Origin of the sequence: Streptomyces sp. NPDC048637, from assembly GCF_040650675.1 — a bacterium.
Lineage (GTDB): Bacteria > Actinomycetota > Actinomycetes > Streptomycetales > Streptomycetaceae > Streptomyces.
Window position 1 is genome coordinate 26,135 of sequence record NZ_JBEZHQ010000039.1, and the last position, 14,918, is coordinate 41,052.

Consider the following 14,918-nt stretch of genomic DNA (forward strand, 5'->3'; position numbering starts at 1 on the left):
TCTCTCCGTCCGGCTCCATCAGGACAGCAGGGGGTGTACAGGCTCGTGGCAAGTCCGGAAACAGGCGTCCTGGCGGCGCGTGCCCGCGCCCTTGCCGTGCTGCGGATCCGCAGCACGGCGCTGGCCGTGGCACTGCTGCCCGCGGCCGTGGCCGTGGTGCTGCTCGCCGGCCGGGTGACCGGCCATCTCGGCGCGGGCACCGGCTGGGACCTCGCCCGCTGGATCGCCGGCGGCCTCGCGGTGCTCAGCCTGCTGCTGGCCGCGCTGGTCGCCGTGGTCGTCGCGCGCGCCAGACCCGCCCTCAGCCCGTCCGTCCCGATCTCCGAGAAGTCGGCCCCCGATCTCTACCGCCTGGTACGTGATCTCGCCGACCGCCTGGAGGTCCCCGCGCCCTCCGCCATAGCGCTCACCCCGGACTGCGACAGCTGGCTTGAGGACCGTACGCACCGCGCCCACGGCCCGCCGCGCCGCGGTGGAGCACCGGCCGGCGGGGAGCGCCGGGCGCCCGAGGCGCCGGTCCTGGTCATCGGCTCACCGTTCCTGTGGTGGATGCGGGTCGCCGAGCTGCGCGCCCTGCTGGCCCCCGTCGTCGCCGGCACCGGCCCGTCCGCCCACCCGGACATAGCTGCCGCCCGCCGCTTCATCCGCGGCCTGGACGCCGCGGTCGCGGTCGCCGCCCGCGCCCGGGGCCCGGTGCGGGGCCTCCCGCTCCGCTTCGTCGGCCGGGTGGCGCGGCTGCTGCTGCGCGCCGGCCGCGAACACGCCACGATCATGGAGCGCGCCGTCGCGGCCGCCGCCTCCGAGCGCGCCCAGACCGTCGACTACGGCCTGCGGATCGTCGCCCAGGAGCAGGTCGGCCTCGCGTACGCGGGCTGGGACCGGCTGCTGACCCGGGTCGCGCTGCCCGCCTGGCGGATGGGCCGCTGGCCGTCCCGGCTGGACGCCGGCGTGGTCTCCGCGCTCACCGAGCTCTCGCGCCGTGACCGCCTCGCCGACGGCTTCGCCTCCCGTCTCGGCGAGCGCCCCGCCTGCGACCTCCTGGAGGAGCCGGGCGCCATCGACCGCGCCGCCTCCCTGCTCGCTGCCCGCCTCTTCCACGGCGGCCCGGCCGAGCCCGGGCCCGACTGGTCACCGGTCGGCTGGAACCAGTACCCGGAAGAGGTCGTGGACCGGAAATGGCGCCTGGAAGCCGCCCGCCTCCACCGCGTGCTCGACAACCTCCCGGCGACCGCGCTCCCGGCTGCCCCGCCCGTACCGGCGGCCCCGGCCCAGGACCCCGCCGCCGCCCCGCCCCTCTCGTACGCCCGCACCGCGGCCCGTACGCCCGGCACTCGCCCGGCCGAGCGCCCGCCCGCCGACGATCCCGCCATGGGCTTGCCTGCCGACGATCCCGGCATGGGCCCGCCCGCCGACAAGCCCGGCATGGGCCCGCCCGCCGTCGACCGCCGTGACGAGCAGCAGCCCGCACCGGCCCCCGGCCCCACGCTGGCCCGCGTCATCGACCGGCTCACCCATGACGAGCGGGCGGGCGATCTCGTCGCCGCCCGGCTGGGCGCGGAGGTCGAGCGCGAGGAGCGCGAGGAGGCGGCCCGCCAGGCCGCCCGCGGTACCTCGCAGCAGGACGCCGCCATCGGCGTGGCCTGGGGCGACGGCATGGTTGAGGGCGGCCTCCCGCTGTTCCCGCTGCAGCCGCCCCGTACGGGCCGTGAGCTGCTCGCCGACCACGTCACCGCCATGGTCTGCTGCGCCGCGGTCGACACCGCCGGTGCCGCCCCGGGTCTGGACTGGCTCGACGGCCCGGCGCTGCTGGTCGACGGTGCCCGCCGGGCCGACCTCGGCCGCCCGGTGCTCAGCCTGGTCGACGACGGCGATGCGGGGCCGCTCCGCGGCTGGCTGACGACGATCGGCGTCCGCCCGGAAAAGCCGGTCCGCTTGGTGTGACCCAGGGCCCGCGGCGGCCGGCAGGGCGCCGCCCCTCGCGGGCAGCCCGCTCGACCGGCTGAATGTTCCCTTCCAGTTCGCATTTCGGGGGCGGTTGCATCTAAATTCACGACGAAGGGTGACGGAGTGGGTGCGTAATGTGATGTGCTGGGGGACGGCCGGCCGGGTTCGCCCCGCCGGCGCAGCACCGGCCCGAGGGGCGCGGCCGATGGGGGACGCGGGAGGGGAGTGGAAGGTGGCGACCGATCAGATCAGGCGCTGGGAGTCGGGCGCCCTCGCTCACGCGGTCACGGACCCGTTCGGGCAGGGCCCGCTGCCCTGGCTGCGCGGCAGCGAGAACTACTTCGATTCCGGCCGCATCATCCCCTGGTACGTCGACCCCGCCGTCGCCCAGGGCGATCTGAGCGAGCCCGCCCCGCACAAGCACAACGGCCCGCGCACCGCCGATGACGTGCACCGCCAGATCAAGGGCTTCGCCGGCCCCGGCGCGGTGGCCCCCGGCGAGGCCATCGACTTCCGCGTCTCGGTCGATCCGCCCCAGCCGTTCAGCATCGACATCTACCGCATCGGCCACTACGGCGGCACCGGCGCCGCCAAGATCACCACCAGTCCGCGGCTGGCCGGCATCGTCCAGCCGCCCCCGCTGACCGCCGAACGCACGGTCTCCTGCCATCACTGGTGGCTGTCCTGGCGTCTCCAGGTCCCCACGTTCTGGAACCTCGGCGCCTATGTCGCGGTGCTCACCACCGCCGACGGCCGCTACCGCTCCCACATCCCCTTCACGGTCCGCGACAACGAGCCCGCCGATCTCCTCCTGCTGCTGCCCGACATCACCTGGCAGGCCTACAACCTCTACCCGGAGGACGGCCGCACCGGCGCCAGCCTCTACCACGCCTGGGACGAGAAGGGTGCCCTGCTCGGCGAAGGGGACGCCGCCACCACCGTCTCCTTCGACCGCCCCTACGCGGGCGCCGGCCTGCCCCTCCATGTCGGCCATGCTTACGACTTCATCCGCTGGGCCGAGCGCTACGGCTACGACCTCGCCTACGCCGACGCCCGCGATCTGCACGCCGGCCGGGTCGACCCGTCCCGCTACCGCGGCCTGGTCTTCCCCGGCCACGACGAATACTGGTCGGTGCCCATGCGCCGTACGGTCGAGGCCGCCCGGGACACCGGCACCTCCCTGGTCTTTCTCTCCGCCAACACCATGTACTGGCAGGTCGATCTCTCCCCGTCGCCCTCGGGCCCGGACTCCCTGCTCCACTGCCGCAAACGCCAGGGCCCCGGACGCCCCGCGCTCTGGCGGGAGAACGGCGACGCCGAACAGCGGCTGATGGGCATCCAGTACGCCGGCCGGGTCCCCGAACCGGCCCCCATGGTCGTGCGTAACGGCGGCCACTGGCTGTGGGAGGCCACCGGCGCCCACGAAGGCGATGAGCTCCACGGCCTGGTCGCCGGGGAGGCCGACCGCTACTTCCCGCGCACCAGCCTCCCCGGGCACACCGAACGCATCCTGCTCTCCCACTCCCCGTACCGCGACAGCGAGGGCACCCGCCGCCATCAGGAGACCTCCCTCTACCGCGCCCCCAGCGGCGCCTGGGTCTTCGCCTCCGGCACCTTCGCCTGGTCGCCCGCCCTCGACCGCCCCGGCCATGTCGACCAGCGCGTCCAGCGCGCCACCGCCAACCTCCTCGACCGCATCTGCAAACGCGACTGAGCCCGGCGCCGTACGTCTACCGCGCGGCGGCCGGCCCCAGCTCCCGTGCCAGCGCCACGGTCAGCGCCCGGAAGATCCGCACCTCCGGATCGGGGTCCTTGTCCCGGGTCGCCAGCACGCTGTGCGCCCATGGCGCGTCCAGCACCGGTATGTACACGGTGCCCGGCCATGGGTAGTAGCGCGCGAACGACTTCAGCGCCGAGCCCGCACCCCGCCCCGCCGCCACGCTCGTCAGACAGTCGTGCGGGGTCAACGCGTAGTCGGGACTGCGCCGTTCACCCTCGTCGAAGTACAGGTAGTCGGTGAAGGGCCGCGGGGTGTGCGGCGGCAGCCGCAGATACGGCAGGTCGATGATGTCCGCCCGCCGCACCCCCTCCCGCGCGGCGTCCGCGAGCGAGGACGCCGCGGACACCACCACGATCCGCTGCTCGGTGGTCAGCACATCGACCGTGATCCCCTCGCTCTGGAACACCGGACGCACGAACGCCACATCCACCCGGTCCTCACGCAGTGCGCTGCAGTGCTCGGTGAAGTTCAACTGCACCAGAGACAAGGGGACATCGGGCCGCGCCCGGCGGAAGGCGCTGACTGCGGCCGGGGTCACCTCGGCCGATCCGTGTCCCATGACGCCGACCCGCAGTGGCCGCCGCGGCGCCCCCTGGGCCACTTCCGCCACATCGTCCAGGGCGGCGTTGGCGGCGGCGAGCAGCGTACGGGCGTGGGAGGCGAGCCGCCGCCCGGCCGGGGTCGGCGCCACCGGGCTCCGCTCCAGCAGCGGGGTGCCGAACTCCCGCTCCAGCTGCTGAATATGTCCGGTCACCGCCGCGGGCGACAGGAACAACCGGGTCGCCGCCCGCCCGAAGTGCCCCTCCTCGACCACGGCAAGGAAGGAGGAGAGCCGCCGCAGATCCATACGCCCCACGATAATTCCGGGCCCGCGCCCGCGCCCTGGGCCGTTCACACTTCCTGAACGGGGGAGGCGCCACGGCCCGCACGGCCCGTACAAAGCCCTGCATGACCCCCACGGCACCCATGACCCCCACCGCACCCATGACGACCACGGCACCCATGACGACCACGGCACCCATGACGACCACGGCACCCATGACGACCGTGGCACCCCCCGGCGCACGCCTCCCCACCGGCCGCCCTCCGCGCCCGCCCCGCCACTGGCTGCGCACCGGATGGGTCATGACCGCGTCGGGCTGGAGCGCCAACCAGTTCTCCGCCCTGCTCGGCGCCTACCACTCCGGCCCCGGTCTGACCGCGGCCACCACCACCGCACTCTTCGGCGTCTACGTCCTCGGCCTGATCCCCGGTCTGCTCCTGGGCGGCCCGGTCGCCGACCGCCGGGGCCGCCGCCCCGTGGTGTTCAGCTCGCTCGCCCTCTCCGCGCTGGCGACCGTGCTGCTGATGGCGGGCGCGACGGCCACCGGTCTGCTGTGGCCCGGCCGCTTTCTGACCGGCATCGGCGCCGGTGCCCTGCTCAGCGCCGGCAGCGCCTGGATCAAGGAGCTGTCCTCGCCGCCGTACGACACCGTCTCCGCGGCAGGCACCGCGGCCCGCCGCTCGGGGCTCTTCCTCTCCGCGGGCTTCGCCACCGGCGGACTGGCGGCGGCACTGATCGCCCAGTGGGCCCCGGCGCCCCTGATCACGGCCTACCTCCCGCACCTCGCCCTCTCCGCGACGGCCGCCCTCCTCGCGGCCCGCACTCCGGAAACGGCCGTCACCGGCGGGAAGTTGGCGGCCACCACGACGGCGGGGCACACAACGGGAGCTACGCCGGACGAATCCGCGACGTCAGCAGCCACCACGAACGAACCGACCGCGGCAGCAGCCACCACGAACGACCCGACCACGTCGGCAGCCACCACGAACGACCCCGCCACGTCAGCAGCCCCCATAACCACCCCTACAACCGCCCCCACAACCGCCCCCGCTCCCGCCCCCGCCTTCCGCCGGCTGGTCGCCCCGGTCGCCCCCTGGGTGTTCGTCGCCCCCAGCATCGCCCTCGCCACCCTCCCCGGGCTCGTCGACGCCGGGCTCACCGGCTGGCAGACCGTGTACGCCGGCATCGTCACCGCGGTCACCCCCGGCACCGGTCTGCTCGTCACCCCGCTCGCCCGCCGCCTCGCCGCCCGGCACCGCATCGCCGCCGCCGTCGCCGGGCTCGCCGCCGTCATCCTCGGCCTGCTCCTCGCCGCCGTCGCCGTCGCCTGCGTACGGCCCGACGCCGCACTGCTCGCCGCCGCCGTCCTCGGTGCCGGATACGGACTGTGCGTCGCGTACGGCCTGACCGAGGTCGCCGCCCTGGCACCCCCGGACCGGCTGGCCCGCCTCACCGCACGCTTCTGGGCCCTGTGCTACCTGGGCTTCTGCACCCCGTACGCGATCACCCTGCTCACCCACTGGTTCGCCCCGGCCACGGTGCTGCTCGCGGCGGTCGTCCCGGCCGCGGCCACCCTTGTGCTGATCGCCCGCCGGGGCACCCGCCGCACCGTCTGACACCGGGCTCCGGGGGCGCACCCGGCCCCCGTCCGCCACCTCCGGCGCGCGTGAGGGAGAATCGACAGGACTCCTGGATCAACCTACGCGGAGGAAGCGTGCCCGGTTTTGTAGAAAAGCCTGAGCCGGTGGAGGTCCCCGGGCTCACCCACCTCCACACCGGCAAGGTGCGCGACCTCTACCAGAACGCCGCCGGCGACCTGGTCATGGTCGCCAGCGACCGGACCTCGGTCTACGACTGGGTGCTGCCCACCGAGATCCCGGACAAGGGCCGCATCCTCACCCAGCTGTCCCTGTGGTGGTTCGAGCAGCTCTCCGACCTGGTTCCGCACCACGTCCTCGCCACCGACGTCCCGGCCGGCGCCCCCGCCGACTGGGCGGGCCGCACCCTGGTCTGCAAGTCGCTGGACATGGTCCCCGTGGAGTGTGTGGCCCGCGGTTATCTCACCGGCTCCGGCCTCGCCGAATACCGGCAGACCCGTACGGTCTGCGGGCTGGCCCTCCCCGAAGGCCTCCTCGACGGCTCCGAGCTCCCCGCGCCGATCTTCACCCCGGCCACCAAGGCCGCCGTCGGCGACCACGACGAGAACGTCTCCTACGAGGAGGTCGTCCACCAGGTCGGCACCGAGGTCGCCGCCCAGCTGCGGCAGACGACCCTCGCCGTCTACGGCCGGGCCCGCGACATCGCCCGTGAGCGCGGCATCATCCTGGCGGACACCAAGTTCGAGTTCGGCTTCGACGGCGAGCAGCTGACCCTGGCCGACGAGGTCCTGACGCCCGACTCCTCGCGCTTCTGGCCGGCCGACCTGTGGCAGCCGGGCCGCGCCCAGCCGTCCTTCGACAAGCAGTTCGTCCGTGACTGGCTGACCTCTCCCGCCGCGGACTGGGACCGTACGGGCGAGGAGCCGCCGCCCGCCCTCCCGCACGAGATCGTCGAGAGCACCCGCGCCAAGTACATCGAGGCCTACCAGCGCCTCACGGGTCTCAGCTGGGCATAACGGAAAAGACCACGGTCGCCGACCGGGGTCTTTCCTTTGCCTTGAGCGGACGACGAGGCTCGAACTCGCGACCTCAACCTTGGCAAGGTTGCGCTCTACCAACTGAGCTACGTCCGCATGCTCTGCGCAAAGCTCCTGGAAAACAGTCGCCGCCGCGCGGTGCGGGGTCCACTATAGCCAACCCTGCCGTGGGCGATGCGCGCCGCCGCATGACGGCTCTCCGCGCCGGGCTTCGCGGTCGCCGGCGAGAGGTAGTTCCGCACCGTCCCCGGCGACCGTGCCGCCCGCGCCGCGATCTCCGTGACCGGCACCCCCGTCTCCGCGCATTCCCGTACCTCCGCCTCCCGGACCGTCAGCGGTGACTCCCCGGCACTTATCGCGTCCGCCGCCAACTCCGGGTCCACGCAACGGTTTCCGGCATGCACTGCACGGATGATCTCGGCCGGCCGCTGGGCCGCCACCGTCTTCGGCACAAGCCCCCGCACCCCGGCCTCCAGCGCCCGCTTCAGATGCCCTGGCCGACCACGACGCGTCACGATCACCGCCCGGCACCCCGGCACCTCACCCCGCAACGATGTGGCCACCGCCACACCGCCACACCGCCCGCCCCCGGCAGCTGCAGCTCCAGCACCGTCATATCCAGCTCATGCGCCCGAGCCAGTGGACTCCTACGCTCTGGACGCGGGACTCGAACCGTCCCACCGTTTTGCCGACTGGCGCGAGGCGCCGCATTCCGCCCGCTCCCCGATGTTCGTCGCGATCTACCGGAAGCCGAACCCTTCTCACTGACCGGCTGCGGGGGCCGTTCCGGTCGCGGGCCAGGCCGGCATCGGAGCCCTCCTCAAGCCAATGCCGCCCTAATCCAGGCATAAAGAAGGCCCCGGTCGCAATGACCGGGGCCTTCTTTATCTGAGCGGACGACGAGGCTCGAACTCGCGACCTCAACCTTGGCAAGGTTGCGCTCTACCAACTGAGCTACGTCCGCAGGCATCCACTCGGCTTTCACCGAGCGGCGCGACAGCTACTCTACCTGATCCTTTAGGAAGGTCGAGCAGTCAGAGCGGGTGACAGGGATTGCACACTGCGCCTCCCCCTTGGAAAGGGGGCGCTCTACTACTGAGCTACACCCGCGTGACTCCGTGAGGTCCGGCCTTTCGGCCTCGCCCCTCGGCGTGCTCCAGACTCTAGCTGATCAGTAGGGGTGCTGTGCAAGTCGACTGCGCGCGGGCCGAGGGATGCCGGCAACTCGGTCAGTGATTGGCGGCGTTGAAGGCCTCGTAGACCTTCTTCGGGATCCGGCCGCGCGGGGGGACGTCCATCTGGTTGGAGCGGGCCCAGGCCCGGACGGCCGCGGGATCGGGGGTCACCGCGGTCCGGTGGTAGGCCTTGCCGGACTTGGCCCGCTTGCGGCCGGCCTCGACGAACGGAGCGAGGGCACCGCGCAGTTTCTTCGCATTGGCGGGATTGAGGTCGATCTCGTACGACTTCCCGTCCAATCCGAAGGTGACCGTCTCTGCGGCTTCTCCTCCGTCGATGTCATCGGAGAGCGTTACTACTACGCGCTGCGCCACGGATATCGGTCCTTTCGGGGAGCAACCCCTTGCTGACATGGGGTGATGCTCCGGATCCGGCTGATTGGGATCAATGCTTTTTCATTTGTACAGCGATGGGCATTGCATTGTGAAGCCCAGTTAATTTTGTCAGCGTGTCTTCCCGCAATCCGGACCCCGGATCTTTTCGAGGATTTTTCCTGCGGTGCACTCCCGCCGATACCGGACCGTGATCGGGTGCACTGTATATCTATGCGCGTAGATTTTCGAACACGGTACTGTGAGGACACCGCCTTACGCACCACACCACCGGGAGTGCCAGTGGCACGCGTCGTAGTCGACGTCATGCTCAAGCCGGAGATCCTCGACCCGCAGGGGCAGGCGGTGCAGCGCGCACTGCCACGCCTGGGTTTCGAGGGGATCGCCGACGTCCGTCAGGGCAAGCGTTTCGAACTTGAGGTGGAGGGTCCGGTCGACGAGGCCGCCCTCGCTCGCATCCATGAGATGGCCGAGACCTTCCTCGCCAACACCGTCATCGAAGACTTCACCGTGCGGGTCGACTCATGACCTCGCGGATCGGAGTCGTTACCTTCCCCGGCACGCTCGACGACCGCGACACCCAGCGCGCGGTCCGGGTGGCCGGCGCCGAAGCGGTGCCGCTGTGGCACCGCGACACGGACCTCAAGCAGGTCGACGCCGTGGTGCTGCCCGGCGGCTTCTCCTACGGCGACTATCTGCGGGCTGGGGCCATCTCCCGTTTCTCGCCGCTGATGGAGACCGTTATCGAGCAGGCCAAGGCCGGTATGCCCGTCCTGGGTATCTGCAATGGCTTCCAGGTGCTCACCGAGAGCCACCTGCTGCCCGGCGCCATGCTGCGCAACAACCATCTGCACTTCATCTGCCGCGACCAGAAGCTGCGGGTGGAGAACGCGGAGACTTCCTGGACCGTGGACTACAGCTCCGGCCAGGAGATCAGCGTTCCGCTGAAGAACATCGACGGCCGGTACGTCGCCGACGAGCGCACGCTCGACATGCTCGAGGCCGAGGGCCGGGTCGCCTTCCGCTACCTGGACGGCAACCCCAACGGCTCGCTCCGCGATATCGCCGGCATCACGAATGAGGCGGGCAATGTCGTCGGCCTCATGCCGCACCCCGAGCACGCCGTGGAGCCGCTGATCGGTACGGGGCGTACCGACGGCCTCGGATTCTTCACCTCGATCCTGAAGAAGCTGGTCAACGCATGATGGCCGAGCGAAGCGAGGGCACCATTAAGCACAGCCTCGACACCGTCAAGCACGCAGCCGAGACGCCGGACACCGACCAGCCGTGGGCCGAACTCGGCCTGAAGCAGGACGAGTACCAGCGCATCCGGGAGATTCTCGGCCGCCGTCCCACCGGCGCCGAACTCGCCATGTATTCGGTCATGTGGTCCGAGCACTGCTCCTACAAGAGCAGCAAGGTCCATCTGAAGCAGTTCGGCGAGAAGGTCCCCGAGAACGACGCACTGCTCGTCGGCATCGGCGAGAACGCCGGTGTCGTCGATGTCGGCCAGGGTTACGCCGTCACCTTCAAGGTGGAGTCCCACAACCACCCCTCGTACATCGAGCCCTACCAGGGCGCGGCCACCGGCGTCGGCGGGATCGTCCGCGACATCCTCGCCATGGGTGCCCGCCCCGTCGCCGTCGTCGACCCGCTGCGGTTCGGTGCCGCCGACCACCCCGACACCAAGCGCGTCCTGCCGGGCGTGGTGGCCGGGATCGGCGGCTACGGCAACTGCCTGGGCCTGCCCAACATCGGCGGTGAGGTCGTCTTCGACGCCTGCTACCAGGGCAACCCGCTGGTCAACGCCGGCTGTATCGGCGTCATGAAGCACGAGGACATCCACCTCGCCAAGGCGTCCGGCGCCGGCAACAAGGTCATCCTCTACGGCGCCCGCACCGGCGGCGACGGTATCGGCGGCGTCTCCGTGCTGGCCTCGGAGACCTTCGACGACTCCAAGCCCACCAAGCGCCCCGCCGTCCAGGTCGGTGACCCCTTCCAGGAGAAGCTGCTCATCGAGTGCACCCTGGAGATCTTCAAGGAAGACCTGGTCGACGGCATCCAGGACCTCGGCGGCGCCGGGCTGTCCTGCGCCACCAGCGAGCTGGCCTCGGCCGGTTCCGGCGGGATGCGCGTCGAGCTGGACACCGTGCCGCTGCGCGACTCCTCCCTCTCGCCCGAGGAAATCCTCATGAGCGAGTCCCAGGAGCGCATGTGCGCGATCGTCGAGCCCGGCAAGGTCGACCGCTTCCTGGAGATCTGCGAGAAGTGGGATGTCATCGCGACCGTCATCGGTGAGGTGACGGAGGGCTCGCAGCTGGAGATCTTCTGGCACGGCGAGCAGATCGTGGACGTGCCGCCGCGCACCGTCGCCCACGAGGGCCCGGTCTACGAGCGCCCGTATGCGCGCCCCGACTGGCAGGACGCCCTCCAGGCCGACGACGCGGCCAAGCTGGCCCGCCCGGCGAACGCGGAGGAGCTGCGGGCGCAGGTCCTGAAGCTGGTGGCCTCGCCCAACCAGGCCTCCAAGGCGTGGATCACCGACCAGTACGACCGGTTCGTGCAGGGCAACACCGTCCTCGCGCAGCCGGAGGACGCCGGCATGGTCCGGATCGACGAGGACAGCAACCTCGGTGTCGCACTCGCCACGGACGGCAACGGGCGTTACGCCAAGCTCGACCCGTATGCCGGTGCGCAGCTGGCGCTGGCCGAGGCGTACCGCAATGTCGCCGCGTCCGGGGCCAAGCCGCTGGCGGTCTCCGACTGCCTGAACTTCGGTTCGCCCGAGGACCCGGCGGTGATGTGGCAGTTCGCCGAGGCCACCCGTGGTCTCGCCGACGCCTGCCAGACCCTCGGCACGCCCGTCACCGGCGGCAATGTCTCGCTCTACAACCAGACCGGCGAGGTGGCGATCCACCCGACCCCGGTCGTCGCGGTGCTCGGTGTCATCGACGATGTGAACCGCCGTACGCCGATCGCCTTCGCCGAAGAGGGCCAGCTGGTCTACCTCCTGGGCGACACCCGCGAGGAGTTCGGCGGTTCGGCGTGGTCGCAGGTCGTGCACGATCACCTCGGTGGTCTGCCGCCGAAGGTGGACCTGGAGCGTGAGCGGCTGCTGGCGGAGGTGCTGATCTCGGCCTCCCGTGACGGCATGATCGACGCCGCGCACGATCTCTCCGACGGCGGTCTGATCCAGGCCCTGGTGGAATCCTGCCTGCGCGGCGGCAAGGGTGCCCGCGTCGTCGTTCCCGACGGGCTGGACCCCTTCGTCCTGCTGTTCTCCGAGTCGGCGGGCCGTGCGGTCGTCGCCGTCCCGCGCAGCGAGGAGCTCCGCTTCACCGATATGTGCGGTGCGCGGGGGCTGCCGGCCACCCGGATCGGCGTGATCGACGGCGCGGAGATCGACGTCCAGGGGCAGTTCAGCATCCCGCTGAGCGAGCTGAAGGAGTCGCACGAGGCGACGATCCCGGGCCTGATCGCCTGAGGCCGGGCCGGGCGGTGCACTCCGCTCTCGTATGACGGTGCGACGGCCCGTCCCCACCAGGCCACCAGGGGGCGGGCCGTCGCCGCTTTTCCGTACCGGGCAGCACGGTTGCCAGGAATTACGTAGTTACGTAATCTCTCATCATGGATCTCGAACAGCGGGTGTCCGAGCTGGAGCGACGCCTGGCGGTAGTCGAGCAGGCCGCCGACCGGCCGGCGCCGCCGTCCGAGCGCGAGCCGGATGACGCGTCGTGGGCCCTGCAGGGCCTGAAGTCCCAGCTCGCCGAGCTGGGCGCCGACAACGGCGGAGTGCTTTTCGCCGGCGCCGTACGGACGCCGGCCGGAAAGCGCTACGAGTGGCACTACGGCCTGGTCACCGACACCGTGCTGGACCGCGACTGGGCCGCCGCCGCCGAGTCGTTCGCGGCGCTCGGCCAGCCCGTACGCCTGCGGCTGCTGCGCGAGATCCTCGGCGGCCGCTGCACCGCCGCCGAACTCACCGAGCTCGACGGCACGGGCACGACCGGACAGATCTACCACCATCTGCGGCAGCTGACCGCCACCGGCTGGCTGCACACGGCCGCCCGCGGCCGTTACGAGGTACCCGCCGACCGCGTCGTACCGCTGCTGGTGATGCTGACCGCCGCCGGGCCCTGACACCCGGCCGATTTCAGGGGACCAGAATGAAGTCCATATCCCTGCGGAAACTCTCCGAACACGCCGCCCGCCTCTGCTGGTTCGCCTTCTTCGCGGTGGTCGTGGCGAGCTTCTTCGCCGACATTCCGTACTGGTGCGGCTGGGTCCCGCTCGGCCTCTGGCTGCTGCTCCGATGGGGCGTGAGCCGCTGGGAGGCCGCCGCGGAGGCGAAGGGTCCGGCAGGCACCACCCCCGAGGCGGTCGAGGTCGCCGCGCCGGTCACCGGGCGTTGGAAGGCCCTCAACAGCCCCGCCAACAAGGTCCCCAGCCACGGCACCCGGTCATACGGCCAGGCCTACGCCATCGACATCGTGGCGGAACCCGAGCCCCACTCCCGCCCCGGTTTCGGCTGGTGGCCCCTGGCCCGCCGCAACGAGGCCTTCCCGGCTTTCGGCGCACCCCTGCTCGCCGTCGCCGATGCCACCGTCGTACGGGCCGACGACCGTCAGCGCGACCACCTCAGCCGCACCTCGTGGCCCGCAGCGGTCTATTTGCTCGCCGTCGAGGGGCCGGCCCGTGTGCTGGGGGGCGCCCGCCGGGTCGTCGGCAACCACGTGATCCTCGACCTGGGCGACGGTACGTACGCGCTCTACGCCCACCTCCGGCGCGGCTCGCTCACCGTCCGCCCCGGCGACCGGGTACGGGCCGGGCAGCCGCTCGGCCAGTGCGGCGACTCCGGCAACAGCTCGGAGCCGCACGTCCACTTCCAGCTCATGGACGGCGTGGGCCTGAAGACCGCCAGGGGTGTGCCCTTCACCTGGCGGGGGATCGGTGTCCCGCCCAACGGCGAGCTCTTCGACGCCGAGGCACCGGCGGAGACGCCCGCGAGCTGAGGGGCCCGCGTCCGCCGGCGTGCGGAGTGACTGAGGCCGGCAGGGACCTTGGGGGCGGCCCCGGCGCCGGAATCCCGGGCCCGTTGTCAGAGGTGCCGCCTAGGCTGATCCACATGCCTCCCGCCGCCCGGAAGTCGCGTGCCCGTCAGTACGACCCGAAGAAGACCCGCGCCGCCGTCATGGCCCAGCTCGATCATGTCCGGGACGCCGTTCGCGGCCTCACACCCGAGCAGTTGGCGCTGCCGACCCGGCTCGGCGACTGGACGGTGCGGGTGCTGGTCGCGCATCTGGCCATGACGCTGGGCGCGGTGGCGCGCAGCCTGGCACAGCCGGCCCCGCCGCAGCCGGAGGCCACCCTGCTGGAGTGGCCGTCCGCGTCCGCGCCGCTCGCCTCCGCGATCGACGAGCGCACCCGCGCCCTGGCCGCCGCCCACGAGCCCGTGGACCTGCTGGAGCGCACCGCGACGGAATACGCCGAGGCCGTCGGGCCGGAGCTGGACGACCGGGTGCTGGCCGCCCTCCCCGGTGCGATGCGGCTGACCGACTTCCTGGTCACCCGCTGCCTCGAACTCGTCGTGCACACCGACGATCTTGCGGCGGCGACCGGCCGGGAGATCCCGTACGACCGGCAGGCCCTGGCCATCACGACCCGGCTGCTGGCCGATGTGCTGGCCGCTCGCGCGCCCGGCGGCTCGGTCGAGGTCCGGGTCCCGCCGTTCGCCGTGGTGCAGTGCGTCGCGGGGCCGAAGCACACCCGCGGCACCCCGCCGAACGTCGTCGAGACCGACCCGCTGACCTGGATCCGGCTGGCCACCGGCCGTACGACCTGGACCGAGGCGCTGGGCGGGGCACACGTCAGCGCCAGTGGCGAGCGGGCCGACATCGGTGGATATCTGCCGGTCATGAGCTGATCCGGGCCGAGCTGAGCCGGCCCGGCCCGGCCGTCCCGAGCCGGGGTCCGGGCGGGGGACGGGATACGTCGCGTATCTCACACGAACGGGATGCACCGCCGAGCGACAAAGCGGATGAAAGCGCCGCTATGGCAACACGCCGGGCGAGCGGCGAGGGTGCGAGAAGCGGAGTGTCGTAATCCGCTCGGGGATGAAGGAAGTGCAGTTCAGCGGGGCGGCCGGAGTGGCGGGTACCCCAGGAGGGG

The 14,918-nt window shown here is 71.8% G+C and carries 12 protein-coding genes, 3 tRNA genes and 1 pseudogene; 10 read left to right on the plus strand and 6 right to left on the minus strand.

Annotated features, from left to right (window positions below; all coding sequences use genetic code 11):
- The first annotated feature begins 45 nt into the window (after positions 1 to 45).
- The gene (locus tag AB0C46_RS33135) at positions 46 to 1,941 is read left to right on the plus strand and encodes a hypothetical protein (RefSeq protein ID WP_362832408.1); all 1,896 of its coding nucleotides are present in this window, start codon (positions 46 to 48) and stop codon (positions 1,939 to 1,941) included.
- Between the two features lie 235 nt (positions 1,942 to 2,176).
- Positions 2,177 to 3,658 carry a N,N-dimethylformamidase beta subunit family domain-containing protein gene (locus AB0C46_RS33140; protein ID WP_362832409.1) on the plus strand — a complete coding sequence of 494 codons (1,482 nt, stop codon included), beginning with the start codon at positions 2,177 to 2,179 and terminating at the stop codon, positions 3,656 to 3,658.
- A gap of 16 nt (positions 3,659 to 3,674) precedes the next feature.
- On the opposite strand, the gene AB0C46_RS33145 is transcribed toward AB0C46_RS33140, so the two are convergent.
- Entirely contained in the window at positions 3,675 to 4,571 is an 897-nt protein-coding gene (locus tag AB0C46_RS33145) for a LysR family transcriptional regulator (RefSeq protein WP_362832410.1), read from the minus strand.
- Positions 4,572 to 4,672: 101 nt separating this feature from the next.
- Here AB0C46_RS33145 and AB0C46_RS33150 point away from each other — a divergent pair, with 101 nt between their 5' ends.
- Positions 4,673 to 6,163, plus strand: coding sequence for an MFS transporter (locus AB0C46_RS33150; RefSeq protein WP_362832411.1), 1,491 nt, complete (start codon positions 4,673 to 4,675; stop codon positions 6,161 to 6,163).
- Positions 6,164 to 6,261: 98 nt separating this feature from the next.
- Positions 6,262 to 7,161: a phosphoribosylaminoimidazolesuccinocarboxamide synthase gene (locus AB0C46_RS33155; RefSeq protein WP_362832412.1), complete on the plus strand. Its 900-nt coding sequence runs from the start codon at positions 6,262 to 6,264 to the stop codon at positions 7,159 to 7,161.
- Between the two features lie 44 nt (positions 7,162 to 7,205).
- Here AB0C46_RS33155 and AB0C46_RS33160 read toward each other — a convergent pair.
- The 5 genes and pseudogenes from AB0C46_RS33160 to AB0C46_RS33180 all read right to left on the minus strand — a co-directional run bounded on the left by AB0C46_RS33160 (position 7,206) and on the right by AB0C46_RS33180 (position 8,732).
- Positions 7,206 to 7,278: transfer RNA gene (locus tag AB0C46_RS33160), tRNA-Gly, on the minus strand.
- A 65-nt stretch (positions 7,279 to 7,343) separates the two neighbouring features.
- Positions 7,344 to 7,840, minus strand: a pseudogene (locus AB0C46_RS33165) (LuxR C-terminal-related transcriptional regulator); the annotation flags it as partial.
- 233 nt (positions 7,841 to 8,073) lie between these two features.
- Positions 8,074 to 8,146, minus strand: a tRNA-Gly gene (locus tag AB0C46_RS33170).
- Positions 8,147 to 8,220: 74 nt separating this feature from the next.
- A tRNA-Gly gene (locus tag AB0C46_RS33175) sits at positions 8,221 to 8,292 on the minus strand.
- A gap of 119 nt (positions 8,293 to 8,411) precedes the next feature.
- Entirely contained in the window at positions 8,412 to 8,732 is a 321-nt protein-coding gene (locus tag AB0C46_RS33180) for an Lsr2 family protein (RefSeq protein WP_362832413.1), read from the minus strand.
- Positions 8,733 to 9,032: 300 nt separating this feature from the next.
- Here AB0C46_RS33180 and purS point away from each other — a divergent pair, with 300 nt between their 5' ends.
- The 6 genes from purS to AB0C46_RS33210 all read left to right on the plus strand — a co-directional run bounded on the left by purS (position 9,033) and on the right by AB0C46_RS33210 (position 14,673).
- Entirely contained in the window at positions 9,033 to 9,278 is a 246-nt protein-coding gene (gene purS, locus AB0C46_RS33185; RefSeq protein ID WP_042151546.1) for a phosphoribosylformylglycinamidine synthase subunit PurS, read from the plus strand.
- A complete protein-coding gene (gene purQ, locus AB0C46_RS33190; RefSeq protein ID WP_362832414.1) occupies positions 9,275 to 9,955 on the plus strand; it encodes a phosphoribosylformylglycinamidine synthase subunit PurQ in 681 nt (226 codons plus the stop codon). The genes purS and purQ overlap by 4 nt, the downstream gene beginning before the upstream one ends.
- Entirely contained in the window at positions 9,955 to 12,234 is a 2,280-nt protein-coding gene (gene purL, locus AB0C46_RS33195; protein ID WP_362832449.1) for a phosphoribosylformylglycinamidine synthase subunit PurL, read from the plus strand. The genes purQ and purL overlap by 1 nt, the downstream gene beginning before the upstream one ends.
- A gap of 143 nt (positions 12,235 to 12,377) precedes the next feature.
- A complete protein-coding gene (locus tag AB0C46_RS33200) occupies positions 12,378 to 12,890 on the plus strand; it encodes a winged helix-turn-helix domain-containing protein (RefSeq protein ID WP_362832415.1) in 513 nt (170 codons plus the stop codon).
- A 35-nt stretch (positions 12,891 to 12,925) separates the two neighbouring features.
- The gene (locus AB0C46_RS33205) at positions 12,926 to 13,762 is read left to right on the plus strand and encodes a M23 family metallopeptidase (protein WP_362832450.1); all 837 of its coding nucleotides are present in this window, start codon (positions 12,926 to 12,928) and stop codon (positions 13,760 to 13,762) included.
- A gap of 113 nt (positions 13,763 to 13,875) precedes the next feature.
- On the plus strand, positions 13,876 to 14,673 hold the full coding sequence (locus AB0C46_RS33210) for a sterol carrier family protein (RefSeq protein ID WP_362832416.1): 798 nt from the start codon (positions 13,876 to 13,878) through the stop codon (positions 14,671 to 14,673).
- The last annotated feature ends 245 nt before the right edge of the window (positions 14,674 to 14,918 follow it).

What these genes read in the sequence shown, in the direction of transcription:
- purQ (WP_362832414.1), top strand. Translation starts at nt 9,275, where the DNA reads ATGACCTCGCGGATCGGAGTCGTTACCTTCCCCGGCACGCTCGACGAC.
- AB0C46_RS33200 (WP_362832415.1), top strand. Translation starts at nt 12,378, where the DNA reads ATGGATCTCGAACAGCGGGTGTCCGAGCTGGAGCGACGCCTGGCGGTA.
- AB0C46_RS33150 (WP_362832411.1), top strand. Translation starts at nt 4,673, where the DNA reads ATGACCCCCACGGCACCCATGACCCCCACCGCACCCATGACGACCACG.
- AB0C46_RS33145 (WP_362832410.1), bottom strand. Translation starts at nt 4,571, where the DNA reads ATGGATCTGCGGCGGCTCTCCTCCTTCCTTGCCGTGGTCGAGGAGGGG.
- AB0C46_RS33210 (WP_362832416.1), top strand. Translation starts at nt 13,876, where the DNA reads ATGCCTCCCGCCGCCCGGAAGTCGCGTGCCCGTCAGTACGACCCGAAG.
- purL (WP_362832449.1), top strand. Translation starts at nt 9,955, where the DNA reads ATGGCCGAGCGAAGCGAGGGCACCATTAAGCACAGCCTCGACACCGTC.